At 69.7% G+C, this 16,310-nt stretch carries 18 protein-coding genes; 5 read left to right on the top strand and 13 right to left on the bottom strand.

Features of this window, described 5'->3' with window-relative positions; translation table 11 throughout:
- Window positions 1-34: 34 nt before the first annotated feature.
- The 6 genes from ABGB08_RS09100 to ABGB08_RS09075 all read right to left on the bottom strand — a co-directional run bounded on the left by ABGB08_RS09100 (window position 35) and on the right by ABGB08_RS09075 (window position 6,133).
- On the bottom strand, window positions 35-1,453 hold the full coding sequence (locus tag ABGB08_RS09100) for a carboxyl transferase domain-containing protein (RefSeq protein ID WP_347588336.1): 1,419 nt from the start codon (window positions 1,451-1,453) through the stop codon (window positions 35-37).
- 11 nt (window positions 1,454-1,464) lie between these two features.
- Window positions 1,465-2,697 (bottom strand): beta-ketoacyl-ACP synthase II, encoded by a 1,233-nt coding sequence (gene fabF / locus ABGB08_RS09095; protein WP_347588333.1) that lies wholly within the window; start codon window positions 2,695-2,697, stop codon window positions 1,465-1,467.
- 62 nt (window positions 2,698-2,759) lie between these two features.
- Window positions 2,760-2,999, bottom strand: a complete 240-nt coding sequence (locus ABGB08_RS09090) for an acyl carrier protein (RefSeq protein WP_155343959.1) — start codon at window positions 2,997-2,999, stop codon at window positions 2,760-2,762.
- Between the two features lie 61 nt (window positions 3,000-3,060).
- Window positions 3,061-4,017 carry a beta-ketoacyl-ACP synthase III gene (locus tag ABGB08_RS09085; RefSeq protein ID WP_347588331.1) on the bottom strand — a complete coding sequence of 319 codons (957 nt, stop codon included), beginning with the start codon at window positions 4,015-4,017 and terminating at the stop codon, window positions 3,061-3,063.
- The gene (locus ABGB08_RS09080) at window positions 4,014-4,916 is read right to left on the bottom strand and encodes an ACP S-malonyltransferase (RefSeq protein WP_347588329.1); all 903 of its coding nucleotides are present in this window, start codon (window positions 4,914-4,916) and stop codon (window positions 4,014-4,016) included. Before ABGB08_RS09080 ends, ABGB08_RS09085 begins: the two co-directional genes overlap by 4 nt.
- 116 nt (window positions 4,917-5,032) lie before the next feature.
- A complete protein-coding gene (locus ABGB08_RS09075) occupies window positions 5,033-6,133 on the bottom strand; it encodes a helix-turn-helix domain-containing protein (RefSeq protein ID WP_155344139.1) in 1,101 nt (366 codons plus the stop codon).
- A gap of 111 nt (window positions 6,134-6,244) precedes the next feature.
- On the opposite strand from ABGB08_RS09075, the gene ABGB08_RS09070 reads away from it, so the two are divergent.
- On the top strand, window positions 6,245-6,919 hold the full coding sequence (locus ABGB08_RS09070; protein ID WP_347588327.1) for a DUF6597 domain-containing transcriptional factor: 675 nt from the start codon (window positions 6,245-6,247) through the stop codon (window positions 6,917-6,919).
- 27 nt (window positions 6,920-6,946) lie between these two features.
- On the opposite strand, the gene ABGB08_RS09065 is transcribed toward ABGB08_RS09070, so the two are convergent.
- The 5 genes from ABGB08_RS09065 to ABGB08_RS09045 form a co-directional block, all read right to left on the bottom strand.
- Window positions 6,947-7,339: a VOC family protein gene (locus ABGB08_RS09065; RefSeq protein WP_347588325.1), complete on the bottom strand. Its 393-nt coding sequence runs from the start codon at window positions 7,337-7,339 to the stop codon at window positions 6,947-6,949.
- A gap of 57 nt (window positions 7,340-7,396) precedes the next feature.
- Window positions 7,397-7,969: an ATP-dependent Clp protease proteolytic subunit gene (locus ABGB08_RS09060; RefSeq protein ID WP_347588323.1), complete on the bottom strand. Its 573-nt coding sequence runs from the start codon at window positions 7,967-7,969 to the stop codon at window positions 7,397-7,399.
- A gap of 111 nt (window positions 7,970-8,080) precedes the next feature.
- Window positions 8,081-8,527 carry a DUF350 domain-containing protein gene (locus ABGB08_RS09055; RefSeq protein ID WP_155361739.1) on the bottom strand — a complete coding sequence of 149 codons (447 nt, stop codon included), beginning with the start codon at window positions 8,525-8,527 and terminating at the stop codon, window positions 8,081-8,083.
- Window positions 8,528-8,548: 21 nt separating this feature from the next.
- Complete coding sequence (locus ABGB08_RS09050; protein ID WP_347588320.1) at window positions 8,549-9,709, bottom strand: glutathionylspermidine synthase family protein; 1,161 nt, start codon at window positions 9,707-9,709, stop codon at window positions 8,549-8,551.
- A gap of 7 nt (window positions 9,710-9,716) precedes the next feature.
- Window positions 9,717-10,184: a hypothetical protein gene (locus ABGB08_RS09045; protein ID WP_347588318.1), complete on the bottom strand. Its 468-nt coding sequence runs from the start codon at window positions 10,182-10,184 to the stop codon at window positions 9,717-9,719.
- A gap of 129 nt (window positions 10,185-10,313) precedes the next feature.
- Between ABGB08_RS09045 and ABGB08_RS09040 the strand changes: the two genes are divergently transcribed.
- The 4 genes from ABGB08_RS09040 to tnpB all read left to right on the top strand — a co-directional run bounded on the left by ABGB08_RS09040 (window position 10,314) and on the right by tnpB (window position 14,418).
- A complete protein-coding gene (locus ABGB08_RS09040) occupies window positions 10,314-11,318 on the top strand; it encodes a PHP domain-containing protein (protein WP_347588316.1) in 1,005 nt (334 codons plus the stop codon).
- Window positions 11,319-11,365: 47 nt separating this feature from the next.
- Window positions 11,366-11,821, top strand: a complete 456-nt coding sequence (locus tag ABGB08_RS09035) for a WYL domain-containing protein (protein ID WP_347588314.1) — start codon at window positions 11,366-11,368, stop codon at window positions 11,819-11,821.
- 146 nt (window positions 11,822-11,967) lie between these two features.
- The gene (locus tag ABGB08_RS09030) at window positions 11,968-12,738 is read left to right on the top strand and encodes a WYL domain-containing protein (RefSeq protein ID WP_347588312.1); all 771 of its coding nucleotides are present in this window, start codon (window positions 11,968-11,970) and stop codon (window positions 12,736-12,738) included.
- Window positions 12,739-13,035: 297 nt separating this feature from the next.
- Complete coding sequence (gene tnpB / locus ABGB08_RS09025) at window positions 13,036-14,418, top strand: IS607 family element RNA-guided endonuclease TnpB (protein WP_347588310.1); 1,383 nt, start codon at window positions 13,036-13,038, stop codon at window positions 14,416-14,418.
- Here the strand turns inward: tnpB and ABGB08_RS09020 are convergent.
- Both ABGB08_RS09020 and ABGB08_RS09015 read right to left on the bottom strand, forming a co-directional pair.
- On the bottom strand, window positions 14,412-15,542 hold the full coding sequence (locus ABGB08_RS09020) for a HAMP domain-containing sensor histidine kinase (RefSeq protein ID WP_347588308.1): 1,131 nt from the start codon (window positions 15,540-15,542) through the stop codon (window positions 14,412-14,414). The genes tnpB and ABGB08_RS09020 overlap by 7 nt on opposite strands.
- Window positions 15,539-16,192: a response regulator transcription factor gene (locus ABGB08_RS09015; RefSeq protein ID WP_347588306.1), complete on the bottom strand. Its 654-nt coding sequence runs from the start codon at window positions 16,190-16,192 to the stop codon at window positions 15,539-15,541. The genes ABGB08_RS09020 and ABGB08_RS09015 overlap by 4 nt, the downstream gene beginning before the upstream one ends.
- Window positions 16,193-16,310 lie beyond the last annotated feature (118 nt).

The raw sequence follows: 16,310 nt of genomic DNA, 5'->3' as shown, positions 1-16,310 counted from the left end.
CCGAGGCGTGTGCCGGGCGCCCTGTCGGGAGCGGTTACAGCGGGATGTTGCCGTGGGCTCCCCGAGCCGGTGTCGCCTGGGCGAGGACCTTGGCGATGGCGCCCCGGGTCTCGCTGGGCTCGATCACCTCGTCCACGACGCCGAGGTCGACCGCGCGGGAGAGGCCGCCGGCGACCTTCTCGTGTTCCTCGGCGAGGCGGGCTTCCAGTTCGGCGCGCTCCTCCTCGGGAGCGGCGGCCAGGTCGCGGCGCTTGAGGATGCGGACGGCGGCGACCGCGCCCATCACGGCCACCACGGCGGTGGGCCAGGCGAAGACGCGGGTGGCGCCCAGGGAGCGGGAGTTCATCGCGATGTAGGCGCCGCCGTACGCCTTGCGGGTCACCAGGGTGACGCGCGGGACCGAGGCTTCGGCGAAGGCGTGCAGGAGCTTGGCGCCGCGGCGGACCACGCCGTCGTGTTCCTGGCCGACGCCGGGAAGGTAGCCGGGCACGTCGACGAGGACGATCAGGGGGACCCCGAAGGCATCGCACATCCGTACAAATCGGGCGGCTTTTTCGGCGGAGGCGGAGTCGAGGCAGCCGCCGAGGCGCATCGGGTTGTTGGCGACGACGCCGACCGTGCGGCCGCCGAGGCGGCCGAGGGTGGTGACGATGTTGGGAGCCCACTTGGGATGGAGTTCGACACCGGGGTCGTCCAGCAGACCGTTGATCAGCGGGTGCACGTCGTAGGCGCGGCGCGGGTTGTCGGGCAGCAGCGCGGAGAAGTCGACCTCCTCGACCGCGCGCACCCGGCCCTGGTGGCCGAGCAGGCTGGCCAGCTCGCGGGCCCGCAGCAGGGCTTCGGCCTCGGTCTTGGTGACCACGTGCACGACGCCGCTGCGCTTGCTGTGCGGCTCGGGGCCGCCGAGCGCGGCCATGTCGATCTGCTCGCCGGTGACGCTGCGGACCACGTCGGGGCCGGTGACGAAGATGCGGCCCTGGTCGGCCAGGACGACGATGTCGGTGAGCGCGGGGCCGTAGGCGGCGCCACCGGCGGCGGCGCCGACGACGACGGAGATCTGCGGGACGACGCCGGAGGCCTTGGTCATCGCGGCGAACACCCGGCCGACGGCGTGCAGCGACTCCACGCCTTCGGCCAGCCGGGCCCCGCCGGAGTGCCAGACCCCGATGACGGGGACGCGCTCGCGGACCGCCACGTCGTAGGCGTGCACGATGTGCTCGCAGCCTTCGCTGCCCATCGCGCCGCCCTGCACCCGGGCGTCACTGCAGAAGGCGACCACGGGGACGCCCTCGATGCGGCCGGTCACGGCGAACACGCCGCTCTTGTCCTCGGGCGAGATCGGCCGGATCGAGCCCTCGTCCAGGAGGTGGCCCAGCCGGACCTGGGGATCGCGGGGATCCTCGGCCTCCTGATCGGAGGACGGGGTCACCACCCTGTTGTCGACAACCGTCATCTGCGTGCCTCTCAAAGCGTGGTGAAGGCGACGGCGACGTTGTGCCCGCCGAACCCGAAGGAGTTGTTGACCGCGGCGATCTGCCCGTCGGGGAGCTTGCGCGGTTCGCCGCGCGCGATGTCCACTTCGACGCCGTCGTCGAGGTCGTCCACGTTGATGGTGGGCGGGACGATCCGGTCGTTGAGCGCCAGGATGGTGAAGATGGACTCGATGCCGCCCGCGCCGCCGAGCAGGTGGCCGGTCATCGACTTGGTCGCGGTGACGATCGGGTGCGCCCCGATGGACTCCTTGATCGCGATGGTCTCGACCACGTCACCCGCGGGGGTGGACGTCGCGTGCGCGTTGACGTGCCTGATGTCGGCGCCGGACAGCCCGGCGTCGGCGAGCACCCGGCTCATCGCCAGCTGGACGCCCGCGCCGCTCGGCTCCGGCTGCGCGATGTGGTGGGCGTCGGAGGAGTATCCGACCCCCGCGGCCACCGCGTAGACCTTCGCGCCGCGCGCCCTGGCGTGCTCCTCGGACTCCAGCACGACGATGCCGGCGCCCTCGCCGAGCACGAACCCGTCCCGGCCCTTGTCGAACGGCCGGGACGCGCGGTGCGGCTCGTCGTTGCGGGTGGACATGGCGCGCATCGCGGCGAACGACCCGATGTTCAGCGGGTGGATGGCCGCCTCGGCGCCGCCCGCCACGACCACGTCGCACCGGCCGGACCTGATCATGTCGATGCCGTACCCGATGGCTTCCGCGCCGGTGGCGCAGGCGCTGACGGTGGCGTGCACGCCACCCTTGGCGCCGATGTCGATGCCGATCCAGCCGGCCGAGCCGTTGGGCATGAGCATGGGCACGGTGAACGGCGACAGGCGGGTCCAGCCCTTCTCCTTGAACGTGTCGTACGCGTCGAGGATCGTGGTGATGCCACCGATCCCGCTGCCGACGACGACGCCCAGCCTGGTCGGCTCGACCTCGGGGGCGCCCGCGTCCCGCCAGGCCTCCCGCGAGGCGATCAGCGCGAACTGCTCGGCCCGGTCCAGCCGCCTGGCCTCCGGCCTGGGGAGGACCTCGCCCGGTTCGACGGCGACCCGCCCGGCGAACTTCACCGGAACGGAGTCGACCCAGTCCTCGGTGAGGGGCCGAACGCCCGACCGCCCGTCGAGGAGCGCCGACCAGGTCGAGGCGACGTCTCCACCGAGGGGCGTGGTCGCGCCGAGCCCGGTGACAACGACACGCACCCGGTCTGTACTCACTTGTCTGCACTCCTCATAACTCGCGCCGATCAGGGGGGAGCCTCAGCGGCTCCGGGGTCAGGTCAGCCCTGAATGAAGTTGACGACGTCCTTGACGGTCTTCAGGTGCTTGAGCTGGTCGTCGGGGATCTCCGCGCCGAACTCGTCCTGGGCCGCCACCGCGATCTCGACCATGGAGAGCGAGTCGATGTCGAGGTCGTCCACGAAGCTCTTCTCCGGGGTCACGTCCGAGGCCGGGATGCCGGTGATCTCATTGATGATCTTGCCGAGGCCCGCGAGGATCTCCTGCTCGGTCACTGCCATGTCGCCGTATCTCCTTCAGGGTGGTTTTCTGGGGTTCCGCACGGCCGGAGCCGTACAAGTCTCAGGGGATCTCGATGACCTGCGAGGCGTAGGTCAGTCCTGCGCCGAAGCCGAGCAGCAGGGCCAGGCCGCCCGAGGGCACCTCGCCGCGCTCGATCATGCGGGACAGCGCGAGCGGGATGGACGCGGCCGAGGTGTTGCCGGCCAGCACGATGTCCTTGGCGACGACCGCGTTGTCGGCGCCCAGTTTGCGGGCGATCGCCTCGATGATGCGCAGATTGGCCTGGTGGGGCACGAAGGCGGCGAGTTCGGCGGGGTCCACCCCCGCAGCCTCGCACGCCTGTTTGGCGATCGGGTGAAGGGCCGTGGTGGCCCAGCGGAACACGGTCTGGCCTTCCTGGTGCAGCGCCGAGTGCCGGTCCTTGATCGTGATCGCGTCGGCCTTGTCGCCCGCGCTGCCCCACACCACCGGACCGATGCCGGCCGTCTCGGACGGCACCACCACGGCCGCGCCCGCGCCGTCCGCGAAGATCACCGAAGTGGCCCGGTCCTGGATGTCCACCCACTGGGTGAACTTCTCGGTCCCGACGATCAGCACGTTCCTGGCCGAGCCGGCCCGGATGGCGTCGCTGGCCGAGGCCAGCGCGTAGCAGAAGCCGGCGCAGGCCGCGTTGACGTCGTAGGCTCCCGGCGCGTCGATGCCCAGCCGGTGCGCGACCCGCCCCGCGGCGTTGGGGATCTGGGTCTCCAGCGTGCAGCTGGCCACGATCACCAGGTCGATGTCGGCGGCGGCCAGGCCGCTGGCGGCCAGCGCCTTGCCGCCCGCCTGGACGGCCAGGTCGATCTCGGACTCCTCGGGCGCGGCGAACCGTCGTTCCTTGATCCCGACCCGGCTCTGGATCCACTCGTCGTTGGTTTCGATGATCTTGGAGAGGTCGTCGTTGGTGACCACGTTGGCGGGCTGGTAGTGCCCGAACGCCAGCACCTTCGCGCCTGGCGCGCCCGCGGGAAGCTTCACTGCAATGCCTCCTTGGCGGCGGTTCGTGCGGTTTCCAGGTCCTCGGGGGTCTTGAGCGCCACGGTCCGCACGCCGGTCAGGGCGCGTTTGGCCAGCCCCGCCAGCGTGCCGCCGGGCAGCAGCTCGATCATCGTGGTGACGCCCTGGGCCGCCATCGTCTCCATGCACAGGTCCCACCGGACCGGGCGGCTGACCTGGGCGATCAGGCGCTCCAGCAGGTCGGCGCCGGACTCGACCGACGCGCCGTCGGCGTTGGAGAGCAGCTTCACGACCGGGTCGGCCGGGGTCACCCCGGCGGCGGCCGCGCGCAGCTGGGCGACGGCGGGCTCCATGTGCTCGGTGTGGAAGGCGCCCGCCACCGAGAGCGGTCTCAGCCGGGCCCGCTGCGGCGGATCGGCCGTGAAGGCCTCCAGCTGGGCCAGCGTGCCGCCGGCCACGATCTGCCCGGCGCCGTTGATGTTGGCGGGGGTCAGGCCGTGCTTCTCGATGGATTCGAGCACGTCCACGCCGCCGAGCACGGCGGTCATCCCGGTCGCGGTGGCGGTGGCCGCCTCGGCCATCGCCTGCGCGCGCTCCCGGATCAGGGTCAGTGCCTGCTCGGCGGTGAGGGCCCCGGCGATGGTCGCGGCGGAGAACTCGCCCACGCTGTGCCCGGCCACCAGATCCGGGGTCACGCCAAGCGTCTCGTACGCGGCCAGCGCGGCGGCCACCAGCAGCGGCTGGGCCACCGCGGTGTCCCGGATCTCGTCGGCGGTCGCGGTGGTGCCGAACCCGGCCAGATCGAGATCGGCGATCTCCGACCACGCCGACAGGCGGTCGCGGAAGCCGGGGATCTCCAGCCACGGACTCAGGAAGCCTGGGGTTTGGGCGCCTTGTCCCGGCGCGACGATGACGAGCACACACTAACCCTGCCCTGTAGAAGTCCACCACACTGATGGGGATGTGCACGAAGTTGGTGTGGGCTATTTTGTTTGGTTCCTACAGTTCAGGTTTCTCCGGCATTTCTCAGATTCGGCTAGGTTACGGTCAGGCGACCCAATATCAGGCCAACCTGCAGGGTAAATGCGGACCTGCCCTCCGTCGGCTGGTAGCCGGTCAGCTCGGTGATCTTACGCAGCCGGTACCTGACGGTGTTCGGGTGCACGAACAGCAGGCGGGCGGTGGCCTCCAGCGAGGTGCCCTGTTCCAGATAGGTGGCCAGGGTGTCGAGCAGGGGCGTACCGGCCAGGGGTTTGAAGACGTTCTCGATCAGCTGGCCGCGGGCGTCCTCGTCGCCGTCGATGGCGCGTTCGGCCAGCAGGTCCTCGGCCAGGACCGGACGGGGGGCGTCCGGCCAGCCGGCGGCGGCGCGCAGCCCGGCGATGGCCGCGCGGGCGGAGCGGGCGGCGGCGTGCAGGTCGGAGACCTCGGGGCCGATCACGATGGGGCCCGCGGCGAACCGGGGGACCACGCTCCTGGCGGCGTCCTTGATGCTGTCCGCGCCGCCGACGATGACGATCAGGCGTTCGCCCTGCACCCCGGCGAGCAGGTCATGGCCGACGCGGCGGCCCTTGTCGCGCAGGCCGTCGATGACGCTCTGCGGGTCCTCGTCCGGGGCGTACCCGGCGAAGACGACGACCGGGGCGGAGGTCCAGCCGAGGGCGGCGGCCCAGGAGTGCAGGCCGTCGTCGACCTCGCCGCGGACCAGCGCGTCCACGATCAGCGCCTCCAGGCGGGCGTCCCAGGAGCCGCGGGCCTCGGCCTCGCGGGCATACACCTGGGCGGCGGCGAAGGCCACGTCGCGGGTGTAGCGCAGCATCGCGTTGCGCAGCTGCTCCTCGCCGCCGGGGGCGGCCAGCTCGTCGGCCTCGGCCTCCACCACCTCCACCACGATCCGTACCAGATCGACGGTCTGCTGCAGCGAGACGCTGCGTTTGAGCTCGCGCGGCGCGGTGCCGAAGAACTCGATGCTGGGCGTGGGCCGCCCCTCGCCCGCGTGGCCGAACCACTCCACGAACGCGGCGATGCCCGCCTGCGCCACAAGACCGACCCAGGATCTGTCCTCGGCCGACAGGGCTCGATACCAGGCGAGCTGCTCCTCCATGCGCGCCATCGCGGCCGTGCCGAGGCTGCCCATCGCCCGGTCCAGCCGCCGCGCTGTGTCCTCGCGGACCCTGTCATTCACGCTACAAGCGTGCCAGGTCACAAACGATGGTGCCGCCTCCGGGCGAAGTGAGACCCTGGAGGCGTGTATCGGGAACGCCCGTCGCTGGTCCCGGGGGCCGTGTTGTGGCGCTCTTCCGGCGTGTCGGAGGAGGCCGAACTCCGCGTGCTCCCGGACGGCTGCATGGATCTGCTCTGGACCGAGGGCACCCTGCTGGTGGCCGGTCCCGACGCCGAAGCGTTCGTGACGAAGGTCTCAGCGGGCACCTCGTTCACCGGTCTGCGGTTCGCGCCGGGCACCGCGCCGGCGATGCTCCGCGTCCCCGCCGCCGAGCTGCGCAACCAGCGGGTTCCGCTCGCCGACCTGTGGCCCGCCGCCGAGGTCCGGCGCCTCACCGATCGGGTACGGCAGGCGGACTCGGTCGCCGCGGGACTCGAGGAGATCGCGGGCGAACGGCTGGACGGCGTCGACCCCCTGGTCCGCGAGGTCGCCGCCCTGCTCGACGGCGGGGCCAGCGTGACCGCCACCGCCGCGACGCTGGGCCTGGGCGAGCGGCGGCTGCACCGCCTCAGCCTGACCGCGTTCGGGTACGGCCCGAAGACGCTGGCCCGCATCCTGCGCCTGGGCCGCGCCCTCGAACTGGCCAGAAGCGGCCGGACCTTCGCCGACGTGGCCGCCACCACCGGCTACGCCGACCAGGCGCACCTGGCGCGCGAGGTGCGCAGCCTGGCCGGGGTCCCGCTCGGCGATCTGGTCTGATCGGATCTGGTTGGCTTGGCGTGATTGTTAGGCGAGCGGGGCGAACAGGTCCACGGCGTTGCCGTCGGGATCGTGCACGACGGCGTAACGCTGCCCCCAGAAGGCGTCCCACGGCTTGAGATGTCCGTCGTATCCGGCGTCCACGAGCAGGGCGAATACCTCGTCGACCTCGGCGGGGGAGGCGCAGGCGAAGGCCAGGCCCACGCGCGACCCGCCGGACGGCGGGGTCCACGCGGGGTCGAAGGAGCGGATCGTGTCGATGGTGTCCCAGACCAGGCGCAGGCCGCCGGGCAGGGTCAGCTCGACGTGCGGTTCGGTGTCGGCCTCCGCGGGGAGGTCGAGCCCGAGCCGCCGGTAGAAGGCCAGCGCGCGGGCCATGTCGGCGACGACTATTCCGATGACATTGAATGTTGGAGCCATATCCCGAACGTTACGGGCGTCGTCGCACGCCGGTCTTGAACGAATCGGACAGCGCGCTCAGGCGGGCACGTGCGCGGTGGTGGCCACCACGTGGTCGATGAAGCCGTACTCCTTGGCCTCCTCGGCGGTGAACCAGTGGTCCCGGTCGGCGTCGGCCTCGATCCGTTCCAGCGGCTGGCCGGTGTGGAAGGCGGTGCGCTCGGCCAGGAGTTTCTTGGTGTAGCGCATCTGCTCGGCCTGGATGGCGATGTCCGCCGCCGTGCCGCCGATGCCGCCGTGCGGCTGGTGCATGATGATGCGCGCGTGCGGGAGCGCGTATCGTTTTCCGGTCGTCCCGGCCGTGAGCAGGAACTGGCCCATCGAGCCCGCCATTCCCATGGCCACCGTCACGATATCGTTGGGCACGTATTGCATGACGTCGTAGATGGCCATTCCGGAGTATACGGAACCGCCCGGTGAATTGATGTAAAGCTGAATGTCGCGTTTCGGGTCGTCGGCCGTCAGCAGCAGGAGTTCCGAGCAGATCCGGTTGGCGATCTCGTCGTCGACCTCCTGCCCGAGCACGATGATGCGTTCGTTGAGCAACCGCCGACTGATGTGCTCGCCCTCAGGGGATCCCGCTGTGGCCATGACCCGCTCCCATCGTGAATTCCGTTTCCCGATCGACGGTAATAAGGAACGGCGGGAAATGGGAGCGGGTTTCGCCGGGGGCGCATTTCACTGTCGGCATATTCCGCGCGGTCAGATCACGGCCACCGCGGTGATCAGGCCGATCGCGACGTGGGTGACCGACAGCAGGATGGTGGCCGGCTGCAGGGTCGGCTCCTGGGCCAGCGCCCGGACCGAGATGCCCGCGATCTTGTCGAAGACCATCATGCCGACCGTCTGCACCGCGATGCCGATCAGGCCGAAGACCAGCGTCGCGATCAGGCCCTCCCGCAGCGCGCCACCGGAGGAGAAGATCGACGCGGCCACGATGAGCGAGATCGCCGCCATCGCGGAGGCGGTCAGCGCGGTCGCGTTGGGGTTGCGCTCCTCTCGGATGATCTTGCTCAGCCGGCCCGGGGTGGCCAGGTCGATCACGTAGAACCCGGCGACGAGCAGCAGCACGCCGAGGATCGCGTACGCCGTGATGGCGAGCGCGCCGTTGCCGAGAATCTCGCCGAACGAGGTGGATTGGGTATCCATGTGGGGGGTGCTCCGTTTGTTCTAGCCGCTGATTCGGTGGGGGACGAAGGAGGAGGTGTCATCGGTGATCAGGCCGGAGGTCTCGCGGATGCCGAGCCCGGCGGCCTCGTCCTCGACGACCCAGGCGCCGAGGACCGGGCGCTGGCCGTCGAAGTCGGGCAACGCCTGGAACTCCTGGTAGACGAAGCCCTCGGCGCCGTACCCGCCGGAGGTCTGGACGGCGTGTTCCGGGGAGACCACCCGCATGGACGCGCCCTCCCGGCCGAGCAGCGGTTTCTGGATGTAGCGGGTGATGTCGCGCGGGCTGTCCAGATAGGCGGGCAGCAGGTTCTGATGCCCGGGATACATCTCCCACAGGATCGCCAGCAGCGCCTTGTTGGACAGCAGCATCTTCCAGAGCGGTTCGATCCAGGCCATCGACGGCTGCAGCCGCAGCGCGTGGCCGCCGAACGGCTCGGCGACGATCCACTCCCAGGGGTAGAGCTTGCAGAGCGAGCGGATCACCCGGTATTCGTCGTCCACGAAGCGGCGGTTGATCGCGTCCCAGCCGATGTCCTCCATGGCGATCGCGAGCGTGGCCAGCCCGGCCTGCTGGGCGGTCTCCTGCAGGTAGCCCAGCGTCATCGCTTCCTCGCCGGACTGGTCCATGTTCGTCCAGGCGAAATGGGTCGGCCCGGTGGGGAAGGTCGGGCCGATCGCCTTCCACCGGTCGATCAGCCGCTCGTGGATCGAGTTCCACTGGTCGTCGTCGGGGAACACGTCCTGCAGCCAGAACCACTGCACCACCGAGCTCTCCAGCAGGCTGGTGGGGGTGTCCGCGTTGTACTCCAGCAGCTTGGCCGGTCCGGCGCCGTCATAGCGGAGGTCGAAGCGGCCGAAGACGTGCGGATCGCGGCGCCGCCAGGAGTCGGCGACGGCTTCGCGCCACTCCGGCGGGATGGCGAACTCGGCGAACCGGTTCCCGATGATCACGTAGTCGACCGCGGCCAGGCACATCCGGTGCAGTTCCTCGACCTGCGCCTCCAGGCCGAGCACCTCGTCCATGCCGAACACGTAGTGCACGCTCTCGTCCCAGTACGGCCTGCTCAACCCCTCGGGATGAGCCGACCGATGGTAGGCCAGGCCCTGCGACTCGACCGTGGACACCCAGTTCTCGCGGGGCGCCGAGGTCTGACGTCTCATCGACCGGTCAGCTCCCGCTGCTGCCGTGCGACCCGAAGCCGCCGCGCTGGACCACCTTGCCGCTCCTGCTGGTGATCTGCGCGTCGGCCGGGCGGAGCGTGGTGCCGCCGCGGACGTGCCTGCCCACCAGGACGCCGCCGTAGTACCAGCCGTACGCGGCGTGCGAGCGCCGGTAGTCGTCGTCGCAGAAGTCGTCGTCGACCAGCGGGTACGAGCCGTCGGGGAGCGGGTTGGCCATGTCGACGCAGTCGGCGTCCACCTCGTCGGAGCTGCTCGTGGCGGCGCAGAAGCCGACCACCAGAGTGGAGAGCACGCCGATGGCGCCGAGCTTGATGGCCGTGGAGCGGAAGCTCTTCTTCGGCGGGGGTGGCGGCGGCATCATCATCGGGCCCGCCATGCCCGGTGGCATCCCCGGCGGCGGCGGTGGCGGGACGTAGGGAGGAGGGGTGGGACTTCCGTCCCCGGTCTCGGCCATAAGGCTCCATGTTCATCGAGGTCGGCACAGACTACCGTCGCGATATGAAACGGTACAGATCTAGATGCGGTTCCCATCCGTACCGTTACGGAACGGTCCATTGTGGTGTTAGCCGGTAGCGTGCGTCGCATGGATCCGGTTGAGGCGTTGAAGCGGATCGCGTTCCTGCTGGAGCGCGCGGGGGAGCCAACTTATCGTGTCCGGGCCTTTCGCGGGGCCGCGACCACGATCGCGGATCTGGCGCCGGAAGAACTTCAGCTGCTGGTGCGGGACGGCGGTCTGACCGGGCTCAAAGGGGTCGGCAAGGTGACCGCGCTGGCGGTGGCCGAGGCCCTCGACGGGCAGGTGCCGACCTACCTGCGCCGCCTGGAGGCCACCGCGGGCGAGGATCTGGACGAGGCGGCGACCTCTTTGCGGCAGGCGCTCAAGGGCGACCTGCACAGTCACTCGGACTGGTCCGACGGCGGTTCCCCGATCGAGGAGATGGCCGCCGCCGCGATCGCCCTCGGGCACGAGTACCTCGCGATCACCGACCATTCGCCTCGCCTCACTGTGGCCAACGGCTTGTCGGCCGACCGGCTCCACCGGCAGCTGGACGTGATCGCCGCGCTGGGTGAGAAGCTCGCGCCGTTCCGGCTGCTGTCGGGGATCGAGGTCGACATCCTGGCCGACGGCTCGCTGGATCAGGAGGCGGAGCTGCTGGAACGGGTGGACGTGGTGGTGGCGAGCGTGCACTCGCAGCTCAAGATGGACGCCGACGACATGACCCGGCGGATGGTCACCGCCATCGCCAATCCGCATGTGGACGTGCTCGGCCACTGCACGGGGAGGATTGTCAAGGCCGGGGGGAAACGTGGCGGGCTGCGGCCGGAGTCGCGGTTCGACGCCGAGATCGTCTTCGAGGCGTGCCGCCAGTTCGAGGTCGCTGTGGAGATCAATTCGCGTCCTGATCGGCTGGATCCGCCGAAGCGGTTGATGCGCTTGGCGTACGAGATGGGCTGCGTGTTCTCGATCGACTCGGACGCGCACGCGCCCGGTCAGCTCGACTGGCAGCGGTACGGCTGCGAGCGTGCCGTGCTCTGCGGAATCGAACCGGAGCGCATCGTGAACACGGGGATGTGGCCGAGGGGTTAGGTGTGTTGCGGCCGGAATTGTCGGTCACCCGGCGTAGCTTCGGGGTCATGGATCGTCGAGCGGCGCTGGTCGAGGAGTTACGCGTTGGCGGCACCCTGTCCGCCAAGGAGCTCGCTACCCGGCTCGGTGTCAGCAAGCGCACGATCATCCGCGATATCGCCCGCCTTCAGGACGAGGGCGTGCCGATCCGCCTGGATCCCGGTGGGTACACGATCGATCCCACCGAGGAGATCAAACGCGCCATCGATCGCGCGCTGACCGGGCGGCGTGTGCTGCGCATCGACTACGACGGGAAGGCCGGTCCCACTACCCGCGATGTGGAGCCCAGCATCTTCCTGGGCGGGCGGGGTGGTTACTGGTATTTGGTGGCGTGGTGCCGGTTGCGCGAGGATGTGCGGGTGTTCCGGCTGGATCGCATCACCAGTGCGACGCTTACCTCCGAGCGGTATCCGGAGCCCTCCAAGGCGCGGATGGACGAACTTACGGCGGCCCTGCCCACCTGAGGCACCTCACACAGGTTGCTCGCCGTTATCCGGCGCCGTTCACGCTTGTGGCCGTACCGGTGCCGAAGGGCATCCGGGTTCTCTGAGTGTCCGACAGGATGGCGTTGGGCAATCAGGGTGCTGGTCTCGGGTCACGCTGCGGAGCTGTGTCCGGGCCGAAATTGTCGGTCGTGTGTTCTAGTGTTCGGCGTGTGAACCGTACCGACCGGCTCTATGCGATTGTTGAACTTCTGCGGGCGGTGTCGCCGCGTCCGCGGTCCGCGCGTGAACTGGGGGAGCGGTTCGCTGTGACCGCGCGCACGATCGAGCGGGACATTCTGGCGTTGCAGCAGGCCCAGGTGCCGATCTACGCGGAGCGTGGGCGGCGCGGTGGTTATGTGCTGGATCGGTCGATGTCGTTGCCGCCGCTCAACTTCAGTCCGGAGGAGGCGGTGGCGATCGCGATCGCGCTCAATCGTTCCGGTGATCAGCCTTTCGCGGATCAGGCCAGGAGCGCGATGGGGAAGTTGATGGCGGCGATGCCGGTGGCCGATGGGGAGCGTGCGCGGGAGCTGGCCACTCGGGTGCAGTTGTTGTCCAGCATGTCGGAGCGTGAGGAGCTCGAACCGCGCACGGCCGGGCCGATCGCTCGCGTGATCGAGGGGGCGCTGCTGGCCGGGGTCGTGCTGGAGATCGAGTATGGCGATGTGCGGGGTGCGGTGAGCAGTCGGGCGGTGGAGCCGGGCGTGTTCGTCGGCGGGCGGGGCGGGGTCTGGTATCTGGTGGCTTGGTGCCGGTTACGGGATGACGTGCGGGTGTTCCGGCTTGACCGTATTCGCGCGGCCGAGGTCACCGCCGAACGGGTGCCGACGCGTCGGATGGCGGATTTCGCCTCGCACGTGCCCGACATGGTCACGCTCTATCCGGCACTGGACTGACCGGTCATGTTTTATCCAGGCGCTGGACTGGCTCGACGTTCCGGAAAGCACCGGGATGAACCGGCATGGAGGAGGGGATGGTAGAGCTCTACGTCGAAGGGTTAGCGACCCACGGCGGCCCCGAGTCAGGCGTCGACGTCCCGCGAGGGCGTGGCGAAGCGTTGGCAGGGGTATGCGCAGGCCGGGCTTTGAGCCGCGAAATGAGAGCTTCGGGGCTCAGATAACCCTTCTATGATGACGACCATAGTAAACTGTAGCCAATTGTTTACTTTGGGTTACGATGGTCCGGGAGGGTTGATGCGGGTCGTCCACGCCTATCGATACGCCCTGGATCCGACCCCGTGCCAGGGACGTATGCTCCGCTCCCATTGCGGCGCCGCCCGTTTGGCCTTCAACTGGGGCTTGGCGCGGGTGAAGGCCAATCTGGCCCAGCGGGAGGCCGAACGTTCCTACGGCGTCCCCGATGCCCAGCTGACCCCGCCGCTGTCGTGGTCGATGTATTCGCTGCGTAAAGCCTGGAACGGGGCCAAACAGCAGGTCGCGCCGTGGTGGGCGGTGAACTCCAAAGAGGCTTACGCCTGCGGCCTGGACCGGCTGGCCACCGCGTTGGCGAACTGGAGCGAGTCCAGGAAAGGCACCCGTAAGGGCCCGAAGGTGGGCTTCCCCCGATTCCGGTCCAAACGCAAGAAGGCCATGTCGGTGCGGTTCACCACCGGGACCATCCGCCTGGACGGCCGCACCCACGTGGTGCTGCCGGTACTCGGGCGGATCAAAACCCACGAGTCCACGCGTAAGCTGGCCCGCCGGATCGAGGCGGGCACCGCACAGATCCGCTCAGCGACCATCCGGCTGGAAGCCGGACGTTGGATCGTCTCGTTTTCCGTGCAGGTCGAACGTGCCACCACCACGCCCTCACGACCAGAGGCGGTGGTGGGGGTGGACTTGGGCGTCAAGACCCTGGCCGTCTACTCCGACGGCCGCCCGCCCGTCGCCAACCCCCGGCACCTGGCCGCCGCCTCCCGAAAACTGCGCCGCCTGTCCCGCGCGGTCTCCCGCAAACAAGGCCCCGACCGGCGCACCGGACAGAAACCGTCCGGCCGATGGCGAAAAGCCGACGCCGCCCGCAACCGGGTCCACCACCGGGTGGCCGCGCTGCGCCGCGATGCCATCCACAAGCTCACCACGACGCTGGCGGGCGAGTGCGGCACGGTCGTGGTCGAAGACCTGCACGTGGCCGGGATGGTGCGGAACCGTCGGCTGGCCCGCGCGATCTCCGACGCCGGGTTCGCCGAGATCCGCCGCCAGCTCGCCTACAAGACCGCGTGGGGCGGTGGCCGGTTGGTGGTGGCCGGCCGCTGGTTCGCCTCCAGTAAGACGTGTTCCGGGTGCGGCGCGGTGAAAGCCAAACTCGCCCTCTCCGAACGCACCTACACCTGCACCACCTGCGGCCTGATCGTCGACCGGGACGTGAACGCCGCGCTCAATCTCGCTTCCCTGGTGAAGCGCACCGTCGCCGGGAGTGGCCCGGAGACGCCAAACGGACGTGGAGCCGACCATAAGACCCCGCCTGCCGGGGCCGGTGGCTGCGAAACGTTTACCCCGCACCGGGCACCGCCCGGATCAGACGGGGACCTCCGCCCAGTAATGGACGGATCACTGAGAAACACGGAAACTCAGTGACGGAGGTTGACGGTTACCCGGAGGCCGCCCTTTTCGAGTGGGGTGGCGGTGACGGTGCCGCCGTGGGCGCGGGTGACGGCGCGGACGATGGAGAGGCCCAGGCCGGCGCCGGTGGCCGAGCCGGTGCGGTCGGCGTCGAGGCGGCGGAACGGTTCGAAGAGGGCGGGGATCTGGGCGGGGGCGATCTGGCGGCCGGTGTTCTCCACGGTGATGAAGGTGGTGGTCGCGTCCGCGCCGGTGCGGACGGTCACCTCGCCGCGCTCGTCGTTGTACTTGACGGCGTTGTCCACCAGGTTGGCGATCATGCGTTCCAGTAGGACGGCGTCGCCCGCGCAGGGTGCCGGGCGACAGCTCCGGGGGCGCGGCAGATGGTGGGCCAGTAGCGCGGGGTGGGCCAGGTCGCGCAGGTCGACCGGCTGGCGGGTGGTGAGCTCGCGTTCGCTGTGCGCCAGCGTGAGCAGGCCCTCGATGAGCTGCTCCTGGCGGGAGTTGGCGGCCAGCAGCTCGTCCCGGATCGGGCGCAGCGCCCGGGGGACGACCGGATCGGCGAAGCCGACCTGGAGCAGGGCGCGGTTGATCGCGAGCGGGGTCTTGAGCTCGTGCGAGGCGTTGGCCACGAACCGGCGCTGGGTGTCGAAGGCCTGGTCGAGGCGTTCCAGCATGGAGTCGAAGGTGTCGGCCAGGTCCTTGATCTCGTCGCGCGGGCCGTCCATCGAGATGCGCTGGTGGAGGGTGCTGTCGGACAGGCGGCGGGCCGTCTCGGTCATGGTCAGCAGGGGGGCCAGGGCGCGGCCCGCGAGCACCCAGCCGATCGCCAGGCCGACCAGGCCGATCAGCACCGTGGCCAGGATCGACCACTGGACCAGCGAGCTGGTCACCACGTCCACATAGCGGCCCACCTCGTCCTCGACGATGCTCTGGATGAACAAGACGTTCGGACGTGGTGGCCCCGCGGTTCCGATCAGTGCCTTGTGCGTGGGCGGCAACTTGATCAGGAACCGTTGGGTGAGGATCTGGCGCACCATCAGGTAGTTGATGACCATCAGCACGCCCGTGGTCAGGAAGAGCAGGCTGCCGTACACGAGGGTCAGCCGCCAGCGCACCGGCAGCTTGCGGCCGTTCACAGGCGGTATCCCGCGCCGGTGACCGTCTCGATTACGGCCGGGGTGCCGAGCTTCCTGCGCAGGGTCATGACGGTCACCCGGACCGAGTTGGTGAAGTAGCTGATGTTCTCATCCCACGCCTTCTCCAGCAGTTCCTCGGCGCTGACCACATTGCCGTCGGCGCGCAGCAGCACCTCCAGGACGGCGAACTCCTTCGGGCTGAGCGCGACATACCTGCCGTCCCTGAAGACCTCGCGCCTGGCCGGGTCGAGGGTGACCCCGGCCCGGGCCAGCACCGGCGGCACGGCCAGTTGGGTACGCCGCGCCAGCGCTCGCAGCCGGGCCACCAGCTCCGGGAAGTCGAAGGGTTTCGGCAGGTAGTCGTCCGCGCCGAGGGTCAGCCCTTCGACTTTGGAGCGCAGATCGCCGGAGGCGGTCAGCATGATGATCCGGGCGGCCACCCGGCCGGCGACGAGGCGGCGGCACACCTCGTCGCCGTGTATCGACGGCAGGTCCCGGTCCAGCACGATCACGTCGTAGGCGTGGGTCATCGCCCGTTCCAGCGCGGCGTCCCCGTCGTAGACGACGTCCACCGCCATGGTCTCCCGGCGCAGCCCCGCCGCCACGACATCGGCCAGCACCCGCTCGTCCTCGGCAATCAACACCCGCATGGGGCACATACTCCCGTCAGCCGGTTAAACAGGGCCTAAGTGGTTTTGTCCCACCCGCCCTCCCTTTTGTTTCCTCCGGGCTCCGCCCGGCCCCGCCATCGCCGTGGTTGCCGGACGA

The organism is Acrocarpospora sp. B8E8, from assembly GCF_039871605.1.
Taxonomy (GTDB): domain Bacteria; phylum Actinomycetota; class Actinomycetes; order Streptosporangiales; family Streptosporangiaceae; genus Acrocarpospora; species Acrocarpospora macrocephala.
This window is presented reverse-complemented; position numbering and strand designations above follow the sequence as displayed.